The following is a 14,842-nucleotide window of genomic DNA, read 5'->3' as shown; positions in this document are numbered from 1 at the left end:
ACCGTCCCGGCCGTCGCCGTCCCGGTGTCCGGCACCGCCAGGGCGCGTGGGTTCCGCCGCCACGGCCGGACGTGCGCGGCAGGACCCTCCGGGCGGGGGTGGGGGAGTTGATCTCGGCCGCCCCGCTCGCCCGCGCCCGGCGGGCCGGGAGCGGGCGGAGGACCCGCGCGCTCGCCTACGCGTTCGTGGCGCCGACCGTGCTGCTCACCGTCGCGTTCTCCCTGGTCCCGCTGGGGATGTTGCTGTGGCGCAGCCTGCACGGCGGCGGGGTGTTCGACCTGGCGCCCCGGTTCGTGGGCCTGGACAACTACACCGCGATGCTCGCCGAGGGCGGCGGCCACGCCCTCGGCGTCACCGCCGTCTACACCACCGGCTTCGTCGTGCTGACGATGGGCGCGGGCCTGGGGCTGGCGCTGCTGCTCAACTCGCGCGCGCCGGGGGTGGCGCGGCTGCGCGCCCCGTTCGTCGTCCCGTTGGTCGTGCCCGTGGTCGCCACCGCGCTGATCTGGGCGAACATGTTCGCGCCGCGGTTCGGCGTCGTCAACAGGGTGCTCGCGGCCCTGGGCCTGCCGCAGGCCGACATCCTGTCCGCGCCGGGGCCCGCGCTGCTTGCCGTGCTGACCTTCGGCGCGTGGCAGTTCTTCGGGCAGAACGTCATCCTCTACGTCGCCGCGCTGAAGTCCGTCCCCCGGGACGTGCTGGACGCGGCGGCCGTGGACGGCGCGGGAGCCTGGCGCAGGTTCCGGCACGTGCAGTGGCCGCTGACCCGCCGCCACACGCTGCTCATCTGGGTCGTCACCACCCTCACCGGCCTGCAGACCTTCACCCAGATCTACGTCCTCACCCAGGGCGGACCGGACGGCGCCACCTCCACCGCCCTCTACTACGTCTACGACCAGGGGTTCGTCCAGTTCGACACCGGCAGGGCCAACGCCATGGGGGTCGCCCTCTTCCTGTTGTCCCTGCTGGTCACGCTCGCGCAGCTCTGGCTGGTGGGGCGGTCCGGCCGTGCCCGCTAGCCTTTTCGCCCGCCGCGCGGCGGTCTACCTGGCGCTCGGCCTGGCCGTCGCGATCGTGGCGTTCCCGCTCGTCTGGATGACGCTGAGCGCCCTGAAGACCAACGCCGAGGTGATCAACCCGGCCGCGCCGCCGTGGCCCGCCGTGCCCCGGTGGTCCAACATCGGCGAAGCGCTCTCCCAGGCCCCCTTCGGCCGCTGGTACCTCAACACCGCGATCTTCGGCGTCGCCGCCACGGCGGGACAGCTCACCACCGGGCTCCTCGCCGGGTACGCCTTCGCCCTGCTCGACTTCCCCGGCAGGCGCGTGCTGTTCGTCCTCGCCCTGAGCGGCCTGATGGTGCCCTTCAGCGCCATCATCGTCCCCATGTCGGAGCTTCTCGGCGGCCTCGGCTGGTTGAACACCTACCAGGGCCTGATCGTGCCGAACATCGCCTCGGGCCTGGGCGCGTTCCTGTTCCGCCAGTTCTTCCTCGGCACGCCCCGCGAACTCGGCGAGGCCGCCCGCCTCGACGGAGCCTCCGAGCTGCGCGTCTTCCTCCGCGTCTACGCCCCCTTGGCCCGCCCGGTGACCGCGGCTCTGGCGATCATCCTGTTCCTCCAGAACTGGAACAACTTCCTGTTCCCGCTCATCGTCGTGAACACCACCGACATGGCCGTCCTCTCCCAGGGCCTGTCGGTCTTCCGCAGCCAGTTCACCACCGACTACAACCTGATCATGGCCGCTTCCCTGATCGCCATCACCCCCGTCCTCCTCCTCGCCGTCACCGCCCAACGCCACATCATCGAGGGCATCACCCTGGGCGCCCTCGACTGAACCGTTCAACCGAGACTGGGCGCCGAGCGGAGCGGGCGGCCCGGGGCGCCGGGGCCGCGCGGGGCCCGGATCGACGCCCCGGCGCCGAGTGCACCGTCAGGGGCGCGGGAAGAGGGCCGCGACGGTCTCGCGGATGTGGGTGGTGGGGTGGCCGATGAGTTTGTGCAGGTCGCCCGGGGTCGCGGAGAGGGCGCCCTGGGAGATGTCCACGTCCATCGCGGCGTACACCTCGGCGACCGGCTCGGGCATGCCCGCGGCGACCAGGACGCGCGTGTACTCCTCGGGGGGCAGGTTCTGGTAGACGACCTCGCGGGGGGTGGCGGCGCCGACCTCGATGGCGAGCTCGCGCATGGTCCAGCCGATGTCGCCCGACAGCTCGTAGACGGTGTTGTCGTGGTTCTCGACCTCGCCGGGGCCCGCGCCGATCAGCACGGCCACGGCGGCGGCGGCGTAGTCGGCGCGCGCGGCGCTGGCGATGAGCCCGTCGCCCGCGCTGCCCGCGATCACGCCGTGCTCGGCGCCGTTGATGATCGCCGCGTTGTAGTTCTCGCTGTACCAGCCGTTGCGCAGGAAGCTGTACGGGACGCCCGAGGCGCGGATGTACTCCTCCGTGGCCCGGTGGTCCGGGGCGACGGCGAGCGGGCTGGTGTCGGCCTGCAGCACGCTGGTGTAGGCGAGCAGGGCCACGCCGGCCGCGGCGGCGGCGTCCACGACGGCCTTGTGCTGGGCGACCCGCGTGCCGAGGTCGGGACCGGAGATCAGCAGCACGCGGTCGCCCGCGGAGAAGACGTTCGCCAGGGTCTCCGGCCGGTCGTAGTCCGCCTCCCGGACCTGGACTCCCCGTTCCGCGAGGTCGGCGGCCTTGCCGGGGTTCCGAACGGCGGCGACGAGCTGGTCGGCGGGCACGGTGGCCAGCAGGCCTTCCATGACGAGCCGGCCAAGGTGACCGGTCGCGGCGGTGACGACGATCATGGGTTCGATCTCCTGTGAGTCGGGGTTCGAGCGTAGGCTAGTACTAACTGTGAGATAGTGCCAGAGGATCGGTAAGTGCTCTCCCGGGTATAGCACGGAGACCGTAAGCTGGTGTTATGGAAAAGCAGGGCACGAAGGCGCGGCGGGCGCGGGCGTCGCACACGCGCGCCGGGCGGGAGCCGGTCGTGGCGGACGGGCGGGACGCGTGCGCGCGCGACGAGCACGACGAGGTCGTCTTCGACGTGTTCGCGCGCGGTTGCCCTTCACGCGAGACCATGGAGCACATCACCGGCCGCTGGGGCATCCTCGCCCTGGCCGCGCTCGCCGACGGCACCTACCGCTTCAACGCCCTGCGCCGCCGCGTCGACGGCGTCAGCGAGAAGATGCTCGCCCAGACCCTGCAGGCCCTGGAACGTGACGGCATGGTCCACCGCGCCGCCCAGCCCACCATCCCGCCCAAGGTCGAGTACAGCCTCACCCCGCTCGGCCGCGAGGCGGCGCGCCGCCTGTCCGGGCTCATCGAATGGCTGGAGGGCGAGATGCCCGAGGTCATGACATCCCGCGCCCACTACGACACCGAGAGAAACACCCCGCCGACCACCTGACCCGGGTGTGCCAATGCCGTCAGCGGGTGCGGCGCCGCAGCCACGCGCGGGTGCCGAACGACTCGCACGACGCCGCCGCCACCGGGACGGCGAACTCCAGCGCGGCGGCGAACGCCTCCTCGCCCAGGTCCCGGGCCCGTCCCGGCCCGCCGAGCGCGCGGCACAGCGCGAAGGTCAGCGCGCCGTGCAGGACGTCGCCCGCGCCCAGGGTGTCCACCACCTCGACCTCGGGCACGGGCAGCGCCCGCACCGGTCCCTTCCCGCGCCACAGCACCGGCGCGGCGCCCCGCGTGACCGCCGTCCACGGCACGCCCGCCGCGCGCAGCCGCGCGAGGACGTCCTCGGGGCCGCCCGCGCCCGGCGGGCGGAAGTCGGCCGACACCACCGCCACGTCCACGTACGGCAGCAGCCCGGCCGTGCCCGGCTTCCAGCTTCCCCCGTCGAGCAGGACGAGGCGTTCCCGCCGCCGGGCCAGCCGCGCCGCCTCCAAAGCGAGCGCGGGGTGGTGGCCGTCCAGGTGGACCACCACGCTCGCCTCCACCAGTTCGTCCAGGCCGGGCGGCGGCCGCACGTCCAGCCCGGCGGCGTTGACCGACACCACCGCGCGGTCGCCGCCGCGGCTCACCATGATGGTCGACACGGCCGGGGGAGCGGTGGCGTCCGGCGTCAGGTCGGCGAGCCGCACGCCGTGCTCGGTCAGGTCGGCGCGGACCCCCGCCGCCAGCGGATGCCCGCCCACGGCGCTGACCAGCGTCGCCGCCCCGCCCAGGTGCGCGAACGTCACCGCCGCGTTGGCCGCGGGCCCGCCCGCCGCGACCGTCTGCCGCAGCGCGGTCACCTTCTCGTTCGCCGCCGGAGGCCGCTCCACCGCCTGCACGAGGTCGAGCGTGCACAGCCCGGCGAACAGGGCGCGAGACGTCATGCCCCCACCGTAACGACGCCGGCCGCGCACCCCGGGCACGCGACGGCGGGACGGCCCCGACCGGCACACCCGCCCCGCCCCCGCCGTCACGACGACGCGCCCGCCGTACAGGTGGAGGATGACGAACGCGTGAGCGACCGCGAGGTCAGGAGAGGGAGGCGCGGGCCAGCCAGAAGTCCAGCAGGCCGGCGTCGCCGCGCACCTCCACCCGTCCGCCGGTGGCGGGCAGGCGGCGGTAGAAGGTCAGCAGCACGTCGGTGAGGAAGCCGCGCACGGTCACCGTGGCGTCCTCGCTCCCGGTGTCGTCGCGGCGCCAGGTGAAGCCGTCCGGGCCCAGCGCGATCAGCCACGCCGCGCCCGTGTCGGCGGCCGAGAGGCGGATCGTCTCGCCGGCGCCGCGCAGCTCGGCCAGCGTGGGCAGCCCGCCCGCCTGCTGGCCCGCGAACAGCTCCAGCAGCTCGTCGACCGCGTCCGCCGCCAGGTCCGGCGCCACGGCGTACTCCTCGCCGAGGGCGAGCGCGGCGTCGGCGCGGTGCACGACGATGTCGTGGACCGCCCGCCGCACCCAGAACGGCGTGCTCCCCTGGAAGCCCCACACCGTCGCCTCGCCGTCCGCCCCCGCCTGGCGCAGCGTGGCGGTGTACTTCTCTGCGGCGTCGGACAACCACGCGTCCAGTTCGGCCGGGTCGTCGTCCCGCGGGCCCGACAGCCCGGTCACCTGCGTCGCCGGGTCGCTCACCGGCGTCCCGGCGCGCACGGCGGTCTCGACCGTCCGCAGGTTGCCGCCGATGTGCCGGACCAGCGCCGCGAACGTCCAGCCGGGGCAGGTCGGCACGGGGGCCGACGGGTCCGCGCCCTTGACGAGGTAGCGGAGCAGGCCGCTCTGGTCGAGGATCTCGTCGCAGTAGCGGTCGTATCCGAGGGGTGCCATGTGCGTGCTCCTCGCAGCTCGGCGGGGCGCTCACCGTGAGCGGACCAGATCGAGGATATGAGCGTCCCCGCCGCCGGGACAGGCGGCGCGTCCGGTTCCGGGGTCGCCGGGGACGCGGCCCCGGGTGGCGCCTGGGGAGGTCGAAGCCACCGCCGCCGGCACCGCGGACGAGCCTCGGGGAAAGGCCCGATGAAGCCGTCAGTCCGCCCGCGTGTCCGTTCGGTACGCCGGGCCGCGCACGCCGTCCAGGGTGAGGGACAGCAGGCGGGCGGCCCTGGCCGGGTCCGCGGCGGCGAGGGCGATGCCGGTGACCAGCCCGAACAGCTCGCCGACTTCCAGATCGGCGCGCACGGCCCCGGCGCGCCTGGCGGCGGTGAGCAGGCGTTCCCCGGCCGCGCGCATCATGCCCACACAGTCGAAGCCGCCGGCGGTCCCGCCGTCCCCTGTCGTGGTCGCGAGCCCCTTGTTGGTCAGGGCGTGGACGAGGACGGCGTCCAGCCAGGCCGTGAGCGCCTCGCCGGGCGGGCGCGTGGCGGCCAGGTCGTCCGCGGTCGCGCACAGGGTCTCGATGCGGTCGCGGAACACGGCCACCAGGAGGTCCTGGCGCGTGGGGAAGTGGCGGTAGAGGGTGCCGGGGCCGACGCCCGCGCGCCGGGCGATCTCGTTGAGCGAGGCGTCCGGTCCTTCCTCGGCGACGACCTCCCTGGCGGCGGCCACGATCTGGTCGCGGTTGCGCCGCGCGTCGGCTCGCAGCGGCCGCGGTGCCATGGGAACCCCCGGAAGGTCAAGCGGAGAACTTCTCCGTATTGTAGGGTCCAGATATCCGGAGAACCTCTCCGGATAGTCGACGAGGGGGGTCGCATTGACCGACGACGGACGGTTCGGGCTCGGGCGGCTGGGCCTGTGGACCTTCGCCCTGGACGGGCACCCCGCCACCCGGGTGCGCGAGGCCGCCGCCGAGATCGAGGAACTCGGCTACGGGGCCATCTGGTACGGCGAGGCGTTCGGGCGCGACAGCATCAGCCAGGCGTGGCTGCTGCTGTCGGCCACCCGGCGCGTCACCGTGGCCGCGGGCATCGCGAACATCGGCGCCCGCGACCCGGTCGCCATGGCCGCGGCGGAACGGGCGCTCAACGAGGCCCATCCGGGCCGCTACCTGCTCGGCCTCGGCGGGCACCGCGTGGACGAGACGCCCCTGGAGTGGAACGGGTACCGCGTCCCGGGCGTCGGCAAGGCCGTGCGGTCCATGACGGCCTACCTGGACGCGATGGACTCCGTCCCGCTGACCGCCGTCGCCGCGCCCGAGCCGCCCCGGCGGGTCCTCGCCGCGCTCGGCCCCAAGATGCTGGAGCTCGCCGCCGAGCGCACGCTCGGCGCCCATCCCTACTTCGTGACCGTCGAGCACACCCACCGCGCCCGCGAGATCATGGGGCCGGACGCGCTGCTCGCGGTCGAGCTCGCGGTGGTCCTGGACACCGACCGCGCCCGCGCCCGCGAGGTCGCCCGGGGGCACGCCGGCCGGTACGCGGCGCACGCCCCGCACCAGAGGGCGAACCTGCGCAGGCTCGGCTTCACCGAGGCGGAGATCTCGGACGGGGGGAGCGATCGCCTCACGGACGGGATCGTCGCCCACGGCGACCTGCCGGTGATCGCCGGGCGGGTGAAGGAACATCTCGACGCGGGAGCCGACCACGTGTGCCTCCAGGTGATCACCGCCGACCCCGCCACCCTCCCGCTCCGGGAGTGGCGCGAGCTGGCCGCCCTGATCTGACCTGGTCTCACGTGATCCGGGGGCCAGGAACGCACGACGCGCGTTCGGCGGTTACGGGGGCACGCGGATCGGCGCGGGCTCGGGTCACGGCGGTGGGGGCCGTGCCCCTTGTGAGGACACGGCACCCACCGCCGGCGAGACCCCCGGCGTGCGGTGGCGTGCGGATTCAGGACCGTCGGCGGCAGCCCTTGATCGCGACGACGTCGATCTCCACGAGGATTCCGCCCAGGGCGGATCCGGCGGTCGTGCGGGCCGGGCGTGGTTCGTCGAAGAACTCGCGGTAGGCCGTGTCGAAGCCGTCCCAGTCGTTGTCGATGTCGGCCAGGTGCGCGGTCACCTTGACGACGTCCTGCAGGTCCGAGCCCGCGGCCTCCAGCGCGGCCGCGACGTTGCGCAGCGTCCGGCGGGTCTGCTCGGCGACGTCGTCGCCGACGATCGCCCGGGTCACCGGGTCGACCGGCCCGAAGCCCGCGGTGTAGACGAGGTCTCCGACGACGACCGCCTGGGAGTAGGCCCCCCGCGGGGGCGGGGCCTGGTCGGTGTGGATGCCCTCCTTGGTGTGATCCGTCATGTCCGAGTCCTTTCGATGGGCCGTCACTAGAGCACCAGGGAGATCGCGTCCTGGAAACCGTCGCCGCCCGATCTGGGAGTGCCGGACCACGGGACGCCCGAGGTCGCGCCGTTGGCGGCGTAGATCGACAGCCTGCCGGAGGCGTCGGCCGTGACGAGGTCCGGTCCCGGGCCCCCGGTCACGTACCCGAGGTTGATGGACCGCGTTCCGGCCCAGGCGCCCGGGATCGCGATCGGGTCCGTCGACGCGCCGGTCGGGAAGACCCAGAGGGATCCGTCGTTCTCCAGGTCGACGAGGTCGGCGATGCCGTCGTGGTCCACGTCACCGAGGGCGAGCCGGGTGGCGGTCTGCCAGTTGCTCCCGACCCAGGCGCGCGGCGTCCACGGGAAGGCGGTGGCGGATCCGTTGCCGGGGTAGGCGTACAGGTCGCCGGTGTCGTCGCGTCCGACGACGTCGGTGAGGCCGTCGCCGGTGACGTCCCCGACCATCAGGTGGTCGAAGATGTTCCAGCCGGTCCCGCCGAAGTACCGTGAGGTCCAGCGCGGGCCTGTCGCGGCGCCGTTGTTGGGATAGATCCACAGGGTGCCGTTGGAGACGTTCTTGTCGACCACGAGCAGGTCCTGGAGGTGGTCGCCGTTGACGTCACCGAGGAGGACCTGGGAGGCGAAGCCCCAGCCGGCGCCGGCGCTGACCCGGGAGGGCCACGGGTTGCCGGTGGCCGCCTTGGTGTTGGGCAGCAGCCAGAGGTCGCCGCTGCGGGCGACCTGGGCCACCAGCTCCGGTCTGCCGTCGCCGTCGACGTCGCCGGGCACGACCTCGGTGGCGTACGCGAAGCCCTGGCCCGCCGGGAAGCGTGTCGTCGCGGACCACATGGCGCCCGCCGTGGAGCTCTGCCAGGGGTGGATCCACAGCGCGCCGGAGGTGTCGCGCGCGATCAGGTCCGGGTGCCCGTCGGCGGTGACGTCGGCCATGGACAGCCGGTCGGAGGCGTTCCACCCGCCTCTGCTCCCGTAGACGATCGAGGTCCAGAAGTTCGTCGACGTCGCGCCGTTGTGGGGGTAGACGAGGATGGCGCCGTTGCCGTCGCGCGCGACGATCTCGGGACGCCCGTCGCCGGTGACGTCGCCGAGCATCATCGCCTGGGCGAGGTTCCAGCCGCTGCCCGACCAGATCGGCGACCGCGTCCACGGGTTCGACGTCACCGAGCCGTTGTTCGGGTAGACCAGGAGGGTGCCGCCGTCGGAGGACGGGTTCCGCGCCAGCAGGTCGGGACGGCCGTCGCCGGTGACGTCGGCCACCAGGATCTTGTTGACGGTGTTCCATCCGGTGCCGGCGCCGAACCGGTTCGGCCAGGGGTCGGCCGAGCCCGACCCGTCGTTGGGGTAGACCCACAGGGCGCCGGCGCTCGCGGCGGGGTCCCGCGCGATGACGTCGGCGCGACCGTCGCCGGTCACGTCGGCCAGCAGCAGGATGTCGGCGAACACCCACTTCGGGGAGGTCGCCACGTAGGTCGACTCCCACGGGTTGGACGTGGTCGCCCCGTTGTCGGCGTGGACGCGCAGCGATCCGGCGTCGGGGTTGGACAGATGGGCGACCAGGTCGGCGCGGCCGTCGCCGGTGACGTCGCCGGCCGCCGGCGTGGACGCCGCGGTGCGGGAGCTCGGGGCGGGACTCTTGGCGGCCTTCTTGGACCTGATGCCGCTCACGTCCCACTTCTTGGACTTCATCCTGCCCGGGGGCGAGGTGGGTTTTCCGGGCCGGGCGGGGCCGGGCGTGGCGCGGGCGCGCTCGTCGCCCGGCGCCGCCTGTGCCGCCGGGGCGACGGCGAGGACGGTGAGGACGGCCATGGCCAGGGTGGTGACGACCGTGGTCGCGCGGGTCGATGTCGTCATCAGAGCACTACCTCCCGGCCGGCGCGGTGCTTCCTGCCGTTCACGGTGATCCACTTCAGGTCGGGCAGCGGCGGGGTGTCGACCGCGACGCGCTTGGGTTCGTGGTGCCAGTCGCCCTGGAAGTCGACCTTGAGGGTGTCGCGCCGCTGATCCAGCTTCATGCGCAGCGTCACCGGGCCGAACTTGGTCGGGACCTTCTCGAACCGGGTCTCCTTCTCGGAGGAGAGCCACTCCAGCGGGCACAGCCGGAGCAGCCGGAGCTGGTCGGCGACGAGGCTGTCGTCGATGACCGCGTGGACGAGCGACCAGGTGATGATGGGGTGGGAGAAGAGGTTGCCGTAGATCGCGTTCCGGTGCTCGCTGGAGATGTAGGTGTCCTGGGAGAGACCGCCCGTGAGCAGGCCGTACAGGCCCTCGATGAAGTGCGCCCTGTCCCCGAGCCGCCAGCTGTGGAACATGTTCCAGCTGTAGCAGGGCTCGCTGGAGGACTGCTCGTGGTCGAGGACGGCGCGGTACAGCGCGTTGTGGTGCGCCGGGTCGAAGAGCCGCTGGTTCGGGCCGACGCGGAAGAACTCGACGAACGACTTCATCAACGGGTCCGACGCCGGCATCAGCCCGGCCCAGACCGACATCAGCGCGCCGGTGTCGAGCATCGTGAAGGCGTCCCAGACGCCCTCGCCCGCGAACTGCGGCCTGAAGACCGGCCACTGCTTGCCCTGGGCGTCGGTCCACTTCTGCGACCTGTCGGCCAGGTCCCGCACGGCCTGGGCGAAGGTCGCGCGGAAGGTGTCGGCGAACGCGGCGAACTCGGCCGCCCGGGGGTGCTTGAGGCGCCGCAGGAGTTCGACGGCCGAGGCGAATCCTTTGTAGGTGAAGCACTGGCTGATGAAGCCCTGGGTCTCGACGCCCTCGTCGGTGGAGTGCCCGGGGGGCATCAGGCCCTTGACGCCGTTGTGGCCGGTGAGCCCGCAGGCCTGGACGACGAAGTCGCAGGCCTTCACGATGACGTCGAGCCACTTGTCGATGAAGGCCTGCCGGTTCGTCAGCAGGGCGTGGACCGACAGGATCTCCAGGATCGCGCCGTGGTCGCTCATCCAGTCGATGGCCTGCAGCGTCTTCGGCGTGGACAGGTAGCCGGGATAGGAGCCGCCGGCGAAGACGGCCCCGGGCGGGGTCCGCGTCCCCTGGGTGACCTTGTAGATCTCGATGTGCTTCTCGACGACGTCGTGGTGGCCGAGCCGGTCCAGGAACATGTGGCTGACCATGGAGGTCGGCGTGCTCCAGAGGACGTCGTAGGCGTACGACCCGGACAGGAAGGTGAACATCCCGGTGTCGGGGCTCTTCTCGGCGACCACCTGGGCGAGCTGCGGACCGCGGCGCACGACCTGGTTGACGTAGTTCTCCGGCGTGTCGATCGTGGCGACGGTGGTCGCGCTCTCCTTCCAGAACGCCTGGCACTCGGCGAGCGCCGCCTCGCGGCCCTTCGCCATCTCGGCCTTGGCGTCGGCGAGCGGCTGGGGCAGCATCGGGATCAGCACGTCGATGTGGGCGCCGGTCGCCACGGGCAGGCCGAGCCGCAGGTCGTAGACGCCTTTGACCTTGGGGTTCTCGGTCATGGCGATGGTGCCCTTGTCCGCGGTGGTGACCAGGAGGCGGGCGTTGCCGGCGGCGTCGGTGATCGGCACCGTGATGGGTTTGCCGGTGGGGTTGTACACCCGTTGCATCGTGAGCCCGCCGGCGATCGGGGCGGTCTCGGGGAACACGGTGAGCGGTACGCCGTTCTCGTCCTGGTAGGGGCCCGAGGGCTTCATGTAGGAGCCGCTGAGCCAGAGCTGGAACGTGAAATCCTTGGGAGCGTTCAGCGGATCGACGTAGACGACCTCGAAGCGGGTCCACGCGTAGATCGGTTCGACGGCCGTCTGGACGGGGCCGCCGCCGGGGACGTGGGCGAACACGGTCTGCCTGATGACGAGGCCCTCGTGGCGGCGGTGCTCGGTCCACAGGACGGGCGCGTCGCTGTCCTCCACCCAGCCCTGCCTGCCGTAGCCGAGGTCGTCGTCCCAGACCTCGCGCGCGGTGGCCGGGAAGTCCCGGAAGCCTCCGCCTCGCAGGGGCATCACGACGGTGGTCTGGAAGTTCTTCCCGCGGTACGGCTCGGTGTTGGGCTTGGCCGCGATGACCCAGCTCGGGTCGCAGATGAGGGCCCCGTTGTAGACGCAGTTGAAGCGGAACAGGTGGCCCTTCCAGCCGATCGGCGTCCACACGTTGCGCTGCGGGAGCCACCAGCGCTTGGCGCGTTCGATATTGGGTTCGGGGTCGGACGACGCCAGTGGCGTGGGGACGAACGTGTCGGCGTGCGCGCTCTGCTGCGCGGTCAGGGGGGTGACGGCGGCCAATGCGCCTCCGGCGACGGTTCCGCCGGTGATCAGGAGCATTCGGCGCCTGGACGGGTCTCTCACGTGGACGGCCTCCTCAAGCGGCACGCGCGTAGCGCTCGGTGCCGGATGTGACGACAGAGGGGAAGAGAGTAGTTTCGATATCTTGGAAATATATTCGAGGTGTCGATGATTGGACACTGTGACATCGGCACTGGGGAAAGGCAAGGGGGTACGGCGCGGGAAGCGACAATTCGCTTGTTGCCGGACTTGTCAGACGGACGGTAGGAAACTCACGCCTGGCAGTGTCAGCCGTCCGGGAGAGGGAGACCTGCCACGTGAGGGCGGGAATCCCCGCCCTCGGCCGTGGGAGGAGGTCAGCGGACCGCCGTTCCGTCCGGCAGGTCGAGCATGGGCAGCTCCGCGCGGGTCGGCAGCCCCTCCCAGTCTCCGTGACCGGCGACCGCGAAGGCCCCCGTCGTGACCGCCCGCGCCAGCCGCTCGGCCGGCGGCAGGCCGTCCAGCAGACCGGAAAGGTATCCGGCGACGAAGGCGTCCCCGGCGCCGATCGTGTCGACGGCGGTGACGGGCCTGGCCGGACGGCTCAGCGCCCCGTCGGCGGTGAACGCCGTGGCGCCGGCCGCCCCGCGCTTGACGACGACCTCGGTCGCCGCCCCGGCGAGCAGCGACCGCACCCGGCCCGGCTCGTCGTCTCCGGCCGAGGCGAGCGCGAGTTCGTCCTCGGAGGCGACGACGAGGTCCGCCTCGGCGGACAGCTCGGTCAGCACCCGGCGGGCCCGGTCCTCGGGCCAGAGGCGGCCGCGGTGGTTCACGTCCAGGCAGACCCGCGCCCCGGCGGCCTTGGCCAGCCGCACCGCGGCGCGCACGGCCAGCGCCGGTCCCTCGCCGAGGGCCGGGGTCACCCCGGTGATGTGCAGGATCCGCGGCGGCGCCGGGAGTGCCGCGAACGCGTTCTCCACGTCGGCGACCGAGAGCCTGCCGCCGGCCGAGCCCTGCCGGTGGTAGTCCACCCGGGTCACCCCGGCGACGCGCTGTTCGAAGACCACGATGCCGGTCGGCGCCGGGTCCGTCCTGAGCGCGTGGACGCCGACGCCTTCCGCGCGCAGCGTGCGCCGGACGAGCTCGCCGAACTGGTCGGGCCCGACGGCGCCGACGAACGCGACGTCGTGCCCGAGCCGGGTCAGGCCGATGGCGACGTTGGCCTCGGCGCCCGCGACGCTCATCCGGGCGGTTCCGCCGAGCTTGACCTGGCCGTCGGCGCGCAGGCAGGCCATGACCTCGCCGAGTGTCAGGACGTCAGGCATCCCGCCGCACCCGCCCTTCGTTCCACGCCGCGGTGAAGGCGCCCGCGCGCTCGGTCAGCGCCGCCCAGCGGCGGCTCGCGACGAGGTCGGCGGAGACGAGCGCGCCGCCGACGCCGGCGCCGGCGCATCCCATGCGGGCGTAGGAGGCGAGGTCCGCCAGGCTCACCCCGCCGGTGGGCAGCAGGGGCACGTCGCCGAGCGGTTCGCGGACGGCCCGCAGGTAGCCGGCGCCGCCGACGGCGGAGACGGGGAAGACCTTGACGGCGGTGGCGCCGCGGTGCCAGGCCAGGTCGATCTCGGTCGGGGTGAGCGCGCCGCACACCACGGGGACGCCCGCGGCCCGGGCGGCGGCGAGGACGTCCGGCACGGTCGTGGGGGTCACCAGGAACCGGGCCCCCGCGGCGATCGCCGCGTCGGCGTCGGCGACGGTGCGCACGGTCCCGGCCCCGACGAGGAGGTCGCCGTGCGTGCTCCACCGGCGGATGGCGCCCAGGGAGCCGGGGGTGGGCAGGGTCACTTCCATGACGTGGACACCGCCGTCCAGCAGGGCGGTCGCGATGGCGTCGTCGGGTTCACTCTCACGCAGGCGGATGATGGCTACAACGCCGGAAACGGTCGCTCCCGGGTTCCCTTGTTCAGCGCTCACAGGTCCCATCGTTTCGATATAGTGAAACTATTATCGGAATTTCAGAGTATCGGGCCTGAGGGCTGGGGTCACGTTCCGATGGGCGGCCACCGACACCGGTGCAGGTGCGAGGCAAGGACGAGCAGAAAGGGAGGACCGGTCGATGTCTGATGGTGGCAGCGGTGGGGAGCGCCCGGCGTCAACGGGGGTGGACCGTACGCTGACCGTTCTCGAACAGCTGGTGACGGCCGAGGAGGACCTCACGCTGACGGCGCTGGCCAAGGTGACCCGGATACCGCTGGCGACCTGCGCGAGCATCGTCTACACCCTGGAGCACCGCGGGTACGCCACCCGCCGGGTGATCGGGCGAAGCCACTTCTGGCGCCCCACGCTGCGGCTCTACAGCCTGGCCAGCCGGCTGGTGCGCAAGGTCGACCTGTCGCAGATCGCGACCGTCGAGATGCGGGCTCTCGGCGAAGAGCTGGGCATGCCCGTCCACATCGGGGTGCTGGACGGCGCCTCGGTGGTCTACGTGGCCAAGGCCGCGACGCCGGGTTTCATCCAGTTCGACACCTACCCGGGCAAGGTCGCGCCGTTCGACCTGACCGCCCTCGGCCGGGCCATCGCGGCCCACCTGTCCGACGGCGAACTCGCCGTCCTGCTGCCGCAGCTCAGGACGGGGCAGGGGCCGCGGGCGCGGGGGTCGAGCCCGAAGGCGTTCAAGGAGCTGCTGGAGAGGGTGCGCGCCGACGGCTACGCCATCGAGGACGAGGAGGAGCAGGCCGAGATCTCCTGCGTGGCCGCGCCGTTCTTCGACGCGGAGGGCCGGGTCGCCGGGTCGGTCGGGGTGACCGGCTTCGCCCGTGACCTCGTCGGGGACAAGCGCGCCGCCGCTCTGGCCGGGGTCGTCCGGCTCGGCGTCGTGATCTCCCAGCGACTCGGATGCCGGACCGGGGCATTGCCATCGGAGCTTGCCGAACCCTAAGATTCGAGCAATCGGAAATAAATACGATATCTCGA

The 14,842-nt window shown here is 72.8% G+C and carries 14 protein-coding genes; 5 read left to right on the top strand and 9 right to left on the bottom strand.

Annotated elements, in window-relative coordinates:
- The first annotated feature begins 98 nt into the window (after window positions 1-98).
- Window positions 99-1,019 carry a carbohydrate ABC transporter permease gene (locus BJ982_RS28380; protein WP_184885048.1) on the top strand — a complete coding sequence of 307 codons (921 nt, stop codon included), beginning with the start codon at window positions 99-101 and terminating at the stop codon, window positions 1,017-1,019.
- A complete protein-coding gene (locus BJ982_RS28375; RefSeq protein WP_184885047.1) occupies window positions 1,009-1,833 on the top strand; it encodes a carbohydrate ABC transporter permease in 825 nt (274 codons plus the stop codon). The genes BJ982_RS28380 and BJ982_RS28375 overlap by 11 nt, the downstream gene beginning before the upstream one ends.
- A 96-nt stretch (window positions 1,834-1,929) precedes the next feature.
- Here BJ982_RS28375 and BJ982_RS28370 read toward each other — a convergent pair whose 3' ends face one another.
- Window positions 1,930-2,805, bottom strand: a complete 876-nt coding sequence (locus tag BJ982_RS28370) for an NAD(P)H-binding protein (protein WP_184885046.1) — start codon at window positions 2,803-2,805, stop codon at window positions 1,930-1,932.
- Window positions 2,806-2,921: 116 nt separating this feature from the next.
- Between BJ982_RS28370 and BJ982_RS28365 the strand changes: the two genes are divergently transcribed.
- Window positions 2,922-3,410: a winged helix-turn-helix transcriptional regulator gene (locus BJ982_RS28365; protein WP_184885045.1), complete on the top strand. Its 489-nt coding sequence runs from the start codon at window positions 2,922-2,924 to the stop codon at window positions 3,408-3,410.
- A gap of 19 nt (window positions 3,411-3,429) precedes the next feature.
- Here the strand turns inward: BJ982_RS28365 and BJ982_RS28360 are convergent, their stop codons facing one another.
- From BJ982_RS28360 to BJ982_RS28350, 3 genes are all read right to left on the bottom strand, one after another.
- Window positions 3,430-4,332: a PfkB family carbohydrate kinase gene (locus BJ982_RS28360; RefSeq protein ID WP_184885044.1), complete on the bottom strand. Its 903-nt coding sequence runs from the start codon at window positions 4,330-4,332 to the stop codon at window positions 3,430-3,432.
- Between the two features lie 145 nt (window positions 4,333-4,477).
- Window positions 4,478-5,263, bottom strand: coding sequence for a maleylpyruvate isomerase family mycothiol-dependent enzyme (locus BJ982_RS28355; RefSeq protein ID WP_184885043.1), 786 nt, complete (start codon window positions 5,261-5,263; stop codon window positions 4,478-4,480).
- Between the two features lie 198 nt (window positions 5,264-5,461).
- The gene (locus tag BJ982_RS28350) at window positions 5,462-6,031 is read right to left on the bottom strand and encodes a TetR/AcrR family transcriptional regulator (protein WP_203959084.1); all 570 of its coding nucleotides are present in this window, start codon (window positions 6,029-6,031) and stop codon (window positions 5,462-5,464) included.
- A 94-nt stretch (window positions 6,032-6,125) separates the two neighbouring features.
- On the opposite strand from BJ982_RS28350, the gene BJ982_RS28345 reads away from it, so the two are divergent.
- Complete coding sequence (locus BJ982_RS28345) at window positions 6,126-7,034, top strand: TIGR03620 family F420-dependent LLM class oxidoreductase (protein WP_184885042.1); 909 nt, start codon at window positions 6,126-6,128, stop codon at window positions 7,032-7,034.
- A 166-nt stretch (window positions 7,035-7,200) separates the two neighbouring features.
- Here the strand turns inward: BJ982_RS28345 and BJ982_RS28340 are convergent, their stop codons facing one another.
- The 5 genes from BJ982_RS28340 to BJ982_RS28320 all read right to left on the bottom strand — a co-directional run bounded on the left by BJ982_RS28340 (window position 7,201) and on the right by BJ982_RS28320 (window position 13,843).
- Window positions 7,201-7,605 carry a RidA family protein gene (locus tag BJ982_RS28340; protein WP_184885040.1) on the bottom strand — a complete coding sequence of 135 codons (405 nt, stop codon included), beginning with the start codon at window positions 7,603-7,605 and terminating at the stop codon, window positions 7,201-7,203.
- 26 nt (window positions 7,606-7,631) lie between these two features.
- Window positions 7,632-9,497, bottom strand: a complete 1,866-nt coding sequence (locus BJ982_RS28335) for an FG-GAP repeat domain-containing protein (protein ID WP_184885037.1) — start codon at window positions 9,495-9,497, stop codon at window positions 7,632-7,634.
- Window positions 9,497-11,956, bottom strand: a complete 2,460-nt coding sequence (locus tag BJ982_RS28330) for a hypothetical protein (RefSeq protein WP_184885035.1) — start codon at window positions 11,954-11,956, stop codon at window positions 9,497-9,499. Before BJ982_RS28330 ends, BJ982_RS28335 begins: the two co-directional genes overlap by 1 nt.
- A 293-nt stretch (window positions 11,957-12,249) precedes the next feature.
- Window positions 12,250-13,197, bottom strand: coding sequence for a sugar kinase (locus tag BJ982_RS28325; RefSeq protein WP_184885033.1), 948 nt, complete (start codon window positions 13,195-13,197; stop codon window positions 12,250-12,252).
- Window positions 13,190-13,843, bottom strand: a complete 654-nt coding sequence (locus BJ982_RS28320; protein WP_203959085.1) for a bifunctional 4-hydroxy-2-oxoglutarate aldolase/2-dehydro-3-deoxy-phosphogluconate aldolase — start codon at window positions 13,841-13,843, stop codon at window positions 13,190-13,192. The genes BJ982_RS28325 and BJ982_RS28320 overlap by 8 nt, the downstream gene beginning before the upstream one ends.
- Window positions 13,844-13,985: 142 nt before the next feature.
- On the opposite strand from BJ982_RS28320, the gene BJ982_RS28315 reads away from it, so the two are divergent.
- Entirely contained in the window at window positions 13,986-14,807 is an 822-nt protein-coding gene (locus BJ982_RS28315; protein ID WP_184885030.1) for an IclR family transcriptional regulator, read from the top strand.
- Window positions 14,808-14,842: the final 35 nt, after the last annotated feature.

It is taken from the genome of Sphaerisporangium siamense (assembly GCF_014205275.1).
In the GTDB taxonomy this organism is placed as follows: domain Bacteria; phylum Actinomycetota; class Actinomycetes; order Streptosporangiales; family Streptosporangiaceae; genus Sphaerisporangium; species Sphaerisporangium siamense.
The sequence above is the reverse complement of the archived record's forward strand: the minus strand, read 5'-3'. Positions and strand labels throughout refer to the sequence as shown.

What these genes read in the sequence shown, in the direction of transcription:
- BJ982_RS28340 (WP_184885040.1), bottom strand. Translation starts at nt 7,605, where the DNA reads ATGACGGATCACACCAAGGAGGGCATCCACACCGACCAGGCCCCGCCC.
- BJ982_RS28365 (WP_184885045.1), top strand. Translation starts at nt 2,922, where the DNA reads ATGGAAAAGCAGGGCACGAAGGCGCGGCGGGCGCGGGCGTCGCACACG.
- BJ982_RS28335 (WP_184885037.1), bottom strand. Translation starts at nt 9,497, where the DNA reads ATGACGACATCGACCCGCGCGACCACGGTCGTCACCACCCTGGCCATG.
- BJ982_RS28315 (WP_184885030.1), top strand. Translation starts at nt 13,986, where the DNA reads ATGTCTGATGGTGGCAGCGGTGGGGAGCGCCCGGCGTCAACGGGGGTG.
- BJ982_RS28360 (WP_184885044.1), bottom strand. Translation starts at nt 4,332, where the DNA reads ATGACGTCTCGCGCCCTGTTCGCCGGGCTGTGCACGCTCGACCTCGTG.
- BJ982_RS28325 (WP_184885033.1), bottom strand. Translation starts at nt 13,197, where the DNA reads ATGCCTGACGTCCTGACACTCGGCGAGGTCATGGCCTGCCTGCGCGCC.
- BJ982_RS28350 (WP_203959084.1), bottom strand. Translation starts at nt 6,031, where the DNA reads ATGGCACCGCGGCCGCTGCGAGCCGACGCGCGGCGCAACCGCGACCAG.
- BJ982_RS28370 (WP_184885046.1), bottom strand. Translation starts at nt 2,805, where the DNA reads ATGATCGTCGTCACCGCCGCGACCGGTCACCTTGGCCGGCTCGTCATG.
- BJ982_RS28355 (WP_184885043.1), bottom strand. Translation starts at nt 5,263, where the DNA reads ATGGCACCCCTCGGATACGACCGCTACTGCGACGAGATCCTCGACCAG.